This is a genomic window from Kitasatospora griseola (assembly GCF_014648555.1).
Classification (GTDB): domain Bacteria; phylum Actinomycetota; class Actinomycetes; order Streptomycetales; family Streptomycetaceae; genus Kitasatospora; species Kitasatospora griseola.
Genome location: NZ_BMRI01000012.1, coordinates 107,085 through 113,258 on the forward strand (window position 1 = coordinate 107,085; position 6,174 = coordinate 113,258).

A 6,174-nucleotide genomic window follows, 5' to 3' on the forward strand; every position below is an offset into this window, starting at 1 on the left:
AGCACAACGCGGAAGGCCCCGACCATCAGGTCGGGGCCTTCCGCGTTGTGGCGTCCCGGCGGCCCGTCAGGCCGCCAACTCGCAGGCGTGGCCCGGCTCCAGGCGCGCGCCGCACCGGCAGCGGGCCGGCCGCAGCGGCCACGCCGTGTCCACCCGCTCCGGCGTACCCGCCCGCTCGAACCAGCGCTCCAGCCCGCGCGCCTGAGCCGCGTGCCACACCGCCTGCCGCAGGTGCAGCTCCGCCGGCGACAGCCCGCCCAACCGCTCCGGGTGCCGGGACGCCACCGCGCGCACCAACTCCATTGCCGCCAACGCGTCCGCCGCCGCGTCGTGCGCACCCACCAGCGGGACGCCGTAGTGCCCGCACAGGTCGGTCAGGGTGCGGCGGCCCTTGCGGTAGCGGTCCACCTGCTTGTCCAGCACCCGCGGATCCAGCACCAGCAGCTCCGCGCCGCCCAGCACCTCCGTCAGCGAACCCGCCCCGTGCCGGCGCAACTCCCGGTCCAGCAGCGTCAGGTCGTACGGGGCGTTCATCACCACCAGCGGCACCCCCGCGCGGGACTGCTCGGCCAGCGCGAGCGCCACCTCCACCGCCACCGTGCGCGGCGGCCGGCCGTGCGCCCGCACCCGGTCGTCGGAAATGCCGTGCACGGCCCGGGCCTGCTCCGGAATGGGCACACCGGGATTGGCCAACCAACTGCGGACGGCCGCCGCCCCGCCCGCGGCGGACTGCACCACCAGGGCGGCCGAGACGATCCTGTCCTGCTCGACGTCCACACCCGTGGTCTCGGTGTCGAACGATGCCAACGGACCGTGGAACCAGGAACGGAGCTGCTGCATGACGCCCCCTCAGACGCCGCGCGAACCCTTGCCGGGCGGCGCTGCCACCGAGGACCAGCGGAGCGCCGCGCCGTGTCCAAGTGATACCGCAGTTGACGGGAGGTCAACCGTCCCGCGCGACCTCTTGTGGCAGAAAGTGACCGAACGATCACCGCGGCCGCCCCGGGCCTTGGCGACGGGGACCTGGCCCGGCTCGGTACCATGCACAACGCAGCGGTTGTGCTGCGCCCCATAGCCAGAACGTCAGGAGAGACCGGTGACGGACGTCCGGATCATCATCAACCGCGAACCCGATCGGGAAGAGCGCGTGGTGACCACGGGCACTACGGCCGCCGAGCTCTTCGCCGACGACCGCGCCGTGATCGCCGCCCGGGTCGGCGGCCAGCTCAAGGACCTCGCCTACGCCGTCCAGGACGGTGACGAGGTCGAACCCGTCGAGATCTCCAGCCCCGACGGCCTCGACATCCTGCGGCACTCCACCGCGCACGTGATGGCCCAGGCCGTCCAGCAGGTCTTCCCGGAGGCCAAGCTCGGCATCGGCCCGCCCGTCCGCGACGGCTTCTACTACGACTTCGACGTCGAGAAGCCGTTCCACCCGGACGACCTCAAGACCATCGAGAAGAAGATGCAGGAGATCATCAAGCGGGGGCAGAAGTTCTCCCGCCGCGTGGTCACCGACGAGGCCGCCCGCGAGGAGCTCGCCAAGGAGCCCTACAAGCTGGAGCTGATCGGCCTCAAGGGCTCCGCCGCGACCGCCGGCGACGGCGCCGACGTCGAGGTCGGCGCCGGCGAGCTCACCATCTACGACAACGTCGACCCGAAGACCGGCGACGTCTGCTGGGGCGACCTCTGCCGCGGCCCGCACCTGCCCAGCACCCGGCACATCCCGGCGTTCAAGCTGATGCGCTCCGCCGCCGCGTACTGGCGCGGCAGCGAGAAGAACCCCATGCTGCAGCGCCTCTACGGCACCGCGTGGCCCACCAAGGAAGAGCTGAAGGCCCACCTCGACTTCCTGGAGGAGGCCGCCAAGCGCGACCACCGCAAGCTCGGCACCGAGCTCGACCTGTTCTCCATCCCCGAGCAGATCGGCTCCGGCCTCGCCGTCTTCCACCCCAAGGGCGGCATCATCCGCCGCACCATGGAGGACTACTCGCGCAAGCGGCACGAGGAAGAGGGCTACGAGTTCGTCTACACCCCGCACGCCACCAAGGGGAAGCTGTTCGAGACCAGCGGCCACCTCGACTGGTACGCCGACGGCATGTACCCCCCCATGCAGCTCGACGAGGGCACGGACTACTACCTCAAGCCCATGAACTGCCCGATGCACAACCTGATCTTCGACGCGCGCGGCCGCTCGTACCGTGAACTGCCGCTGCGCCTCTTCGAGTTCGGCACCGTGTACCGGTACGAGAAGTCCGGCGTGGTGCACGGCCTGACCCGCGCCCGCGGCTTCACGCAGGACGACGCGCACATCTACTGCACCCGCGAGCAGATGGCCGACGAGCTGGACCGCACGCTGACCTTCGTGCTGGACCTGCTGCGCGACTACGGTCTGAACGACTTCTACCTGGAGCTGTCCACCAAAGACCCGGAGAAGTTCGTCGGCAGCGACGACGCGTGGGAGGAGGCCACCGCGGTCCTCGCCAGCGTGGCCGAGAAGCAGGGTCTGCCGCTGGTGCCGGACCCGGGCGGCGCGGCCTTCTACGGCCCGAAGATCTCGGTGCAGGCGCGGGACGCGATCGGCCGCACCTGGCAGATGTCGACCATCCAGCTCGACTTCAACCTGCCGGAGCGCTTCGAGCTCGAGTACACCTCGGCGGACGGCTCGCGGCAGCGGCCGGTGATGATCCACCGTGCGCTGTTCGGCTCGATCGAGCGCTTCTTCGCGGTGCTGCTGGAGCACTACGCGGGCGCCATGCCGCCGTGGCTGGCCCCCGTCACCGTGACCGGCATCCCGATCACCGACGAGCACGTGCCGTACCTGCTGGAGGTGGCGGCCGAGTTGAAGAAGCACGGGATCCGGGTGGACGTCGACACCTCGGACGACCGGATGCAGAAGAAGATCCGCAACGCCCAGAAGTCGAAGGTCCCGTACATGCTGATCGCGGGCAACGACGACGTCGAGGCCGGCGCGGTGTCGTTCCGCTACCGCAACGGCGAGCAGAAGAACGGCGTGCCGCGTGCCGAGGCGATCGCCGAGATCGTCGAGGCGGTGCGCAGCCGGGTGCAGGTCTGACACCGATAGAGCGATGTGACGTGCGGGGCGGTCTCCTTCGGGAGTCTGCCCCGCACTGCTGGTTTCACGAGGTGCGGAGCATATGCTGGCGGGCATGACGAGTGAGCCGGAACTGCAGCGGGGCGTGGGGGAGCCGGACGGCTTCCGTCGCCTGTGGACACCTCATCGGATGGCGTACATCCAGGGCGAGAACAAGCCCACCGGGCCGGCTCCGGACGACGGTTGTCCGTTCTGTTCGATCCCGAAGCTGAGCGACGAGGACGGGCTGATCGTGCAGCGCGGCGAGTCGGTGTTCGCGGTGCTGAACCTGTACCCGTACAACGGCGGGCACTTGATGGTGGTGCCGTACCGGCACGTCGCGGACTACACCGAGTTGGACGGGCCGGAGACGGCGGAGCTCGGGGAGTTCACCAAGAAGGCGATGACGGCGCTGCGGGCGGCGTCGGGGGCGCACGGGTTCAACATCGGGATGAACCAGGGTGCGGCGGCGGGGGCCGGGATCGCGGCGCACCTGCACCAGCACGTGGTGCCGCGCTGGGGCGGGGACACCAACTTCATGCCGGTGGTGGGGCACACCAAGGTGCTGCCGCAGCTGCTGGCGGACACCCGGAAGGTGCTGGCCGAGGTGTGGCCGGTCTGATTCGGTGACGGGCGGACGGCAGGGGCCGTGCGGGAGGTGTTCCCGCACGGCCCCTGCCGTTGGTGCGTCCGGGGTCAGCCGGCGTCGTACTTGTCGGCGCGGAACGGGCGGCTGCCCTGCATCTCGGCGCGGATGACGTTGGCGCGGTTGGCGATCCGGTCGGTGGCGACGTCGTGCTCGTCGAGGAACTCGACCACGGCGGCGTGGATCAGGCCGACCACGGGGGTGGGGATGTACAGCGCGTCGTCGGACTTGAAACGGCTGTTCCAGGCCGGGTCGGCCCAGGCCTGGCGCAGGCACAGGGGCTCGGGGAGGCCGATGGAGCCGCCGAGCCACTTCTGCAGGCCGGGGATCTTGTGAAGGGGGGCGCGGACGGCCTGCCGGACGATCTCGTCGTCGGTGACGACGGGGAGTTGGACGGTGCGGTTCTCCCAGAACCGGAGGGTCTTGGGGACGTCCTTCTCGGGAGTCTTGGGCTTGGCGCCGAAGTAGCCGGCGATCGGGCCGAGCGCGTGCGCGGTGGCGGTGACCTGCAGGCTGTGCGAGAGGACCATGATGCTGACCACCACGGTGGTGACCAACTGGCCCTTGTGCAGGACGAACTGGACGGCGATCCGGTGCCGGGTGTCGGTGCCGACGCTCTGCTTGTTGGCGAGCTCCGAGACGGCGAAGTCGCGCATCCGGTCGCCGTCCATCTCGGCGCCGGAGGGGCGGCCGATCTCGTCGGCGCCCTCGCCGGTGTCGAGCACCACCCAGTGGCTGATCTGCGGCTTGGGCAGGCCCCCGTTGGGGACTTCGGAGCCGGAGAGCGCGCCGAGGCGGTCGGAGATCCGGCGGGCCAGGTCCCAGACGTGGAAGGTGCGGAAGTCGGGGTGGCCCTCGGCGGGGCGGAGGTCCTCGCGCAGCGACCACTCGGCCCAGCGGGCGCCGATGCCGAGGATGCCCTTGGGACCGGCGTAGTGCTGGACGTTGGTGTTCTGCTCGCGGGTGAGGCGATCGAGGCCGGCCCGGAGCTCGTTGGCCTTCTTGTCGAGGTCGTCCTTGGGGACGGCCTTCGGGACGACGGCGGCGACGGCGCTGCCGCCGACCAGGTCGCCCCAGCGGGCGCGCTGCTGCATGACGGAGGCGACCACGGTGCGGCGGGCGAGGTACCAGCCGATGACGGGGCCGATCATCACGATCCGGCAGTAGAGGCCGAGCAGGCCGTCGGCCGGCGGGCGGATCGCCAGGAACAGGGTGAGGCCGGCGGCGAGCAGCAGGGCCAGCGTGCCGATGAAGCCGTCCCGGGCGGCGGACTTCTTGGCGCCGAGCCAGGCGCGGGCCTGGTACGCGGCGAGCCAGATCAGCGTGCCGGGCAGGAAGAGCAGGCCGCAGACCACGCTGAGGATGGCGAGCCGGCGGTCGCGGGCCTCGCGCAGGTCCTGGGCGGCGAGGCAGTGCTCGACGACCATCCGGACGTCCGTGCCGTGCGAGGGCACGATGGGTTTGCGGCCGCCGCCGAGGGTGCGGTCGATCAGGGCGCGGCTGAACGCCTCGCCGGCGCTGGGCCGGAACAGGGCGAACTTGCCGGGCTTGACCGAGATCCCGGCGAGCGCCCCGAGTTCGTTGTAGTCGCCGGTGCGGTAGGCGGCGGAGGAGAACGCCTGGGTGACCGCGGTCTGATGACCGACGTCCGTCCGTGGTACCTGCGCGCCCGGCGTCATGTCGAGCTGAGTCACCTGAGCAGCTCCTCCTCCCCTGATGGTCTGTGGCAGGTTACCGCGTAGCGGCCCGCCCGTGCGGATCATCAACTGATCCTGGGTCACATCTCGGCCGCGCGAACCGGTTTCGGGGAGATGTTGCCCCGCCACGGGGACTTCGACGCACGGGTTTAGGATCGCGCCATGACGAGTGCGTTCGCACCGGGGCCGGTGCTGGTTTTCGACGGTGACTGCGCGTTCTGTTCGAGCTGCGTGCGGTGGGCGGAGCGCTATCCGCGGCAGAGCCTGTCCTCGGCGGGGTGGGAGGCGGTGGCGTTCCAGTTCGCGGATCTGGAGGCGCTGGCCGAGTTCACCGGCGGGCAGGTGTCGGAGGAGCGGGCGTCCCGCGAGGTGCTGTGGATCACGCCGGACCGCAAGGTGTACGGCGGCGCGCAGGCGGTGGCGCGGCTGCTGATGCGGTCGGGCGGGCCGTGGGCGTGGGCGGGCGGCCTGCTGGCGCTGGCGCCGGTGCGCCCGCTCGCCGGCGTGGTCTATCGCTGGGTGGCGCGCCACCGGGACCAGATGCCCGGTGGCACGAAGGCGTGCGCGCTGCCGCGCCGTTCCTGAACGCCGTCAGCCCGCCGTGGCGTACTGGGCGGCGAGGTGCGCGGGCATCGGCGAGTGGCGCAGGTAGCTGCGGGTGAACTGGCCGGTTCCGTGCGACAGCGAGCGCAGGTCGAGCGGGTAGCGGGCGAGTTCGAGTTCGGGGACCTCGGCGC

5 protein-coding genes are annotated in these 6,174 nt (G+C 71.1%); 3 read left to right on the top strand and 2 right to left on the bottom strand.

The genetic code is table 11. The annotated features are described in order from the left end of the window. Positions 1-66: 66 nt before the first annotated feature. The gene (locus tag IEZ12_RS17595; RefSeq protein WP_043908611.1) at positions 67-840 is read right to left on the bottom strand and encodes a 3'-5' exonuclease; all 774 of its coding nucleotides are present in this window, start codon (positions 838-840) and stop codon (positions 67-69) included. 256 nt (positions 841-1,096) lie between these two features. Here IEZ12_RS17595 and thrS point away from each other — a divergent pair, with 256 nt between their 5' ends. Next, a complete protein-coding gene (gene thrS, locus IEZ12_RS17600; RefSeq protein ID WP_043908609.1) occupies positions 1,097-3,076 on the top strand; it encodes a threonine--tRNA ligase in 1,980 nt (659 codons plus the stop codon). A gap of 82 nt (positions 3,077-3,158) precedes the next feature. Beyond that, positions 3,159-3,716, top strand: coding sequence for an HIT family protein (locus tag IEZ12_RS17605; RefSeq protein WP_043908607.1), 558 nt, complete (start codon positions 3,159-3,161; stop codon positions 3,714-3,716). Positions 3,717-3,790: 74 nt separating this feature from the next. On the opposite strand, the gene IEZ12_RS17610 is transcribed toward IEZ12_RS17605, so the two are convergent. Beyond that, on the bottom strand, positions 3,791-5,434 hold the full coding sequence (locus IEZ12_RS17610) for an AbeC-like domain-containing protein (RefSeq protein ID WP_189272860.1): 1,644 nt from the start codon (positions 5,432-5,434) through the stop codon (positions 3,791-3,793). 165 nt (positions 5,435-5,599) lie between these two features. On the opposite strand from IEZ12_RS17610, the gene IEZ12_RS17615 reads away from it, so the two are divergent. After that, on the top strand, positions 5,600-6,022 hold the full coding sequence (locus tag IEZ12_RS17615; RefSeq protein WP_189272861.1) for a thiol-disulfide oxidoreductase DCC family protein: 423 nt from the start codon (positions 5,600-5,602) through the stop codon (positions 6,020-6,022). Positions 6,023-6,174 lie beyond the last annotated feature (152 nt).

Coding starts and splice junctions, on each gene's coding strand:
- IEZ12_RS17595 (WP_043908611.1), bottom strand. CDS start 840: ATGCAGCAGCTCCGTTCCTGGTTCCACGGTCCGTTGGCATCGTTCGAC.
- IEZ12_RS17605 (WP_043908607.1), top strand. CDS start 3,159: ATGCTGGCGGGCATGACGAGTGAGCCGGAACTGCAGCGGGGCGTGGGG.
- IEZ12_RS17615 (WP_189272861.1), top strand. CDS start 5,600: ATGACGAGTGCGTTCGCACCGGGGCCGGTGCTGGTTTTCGACGGTGAC.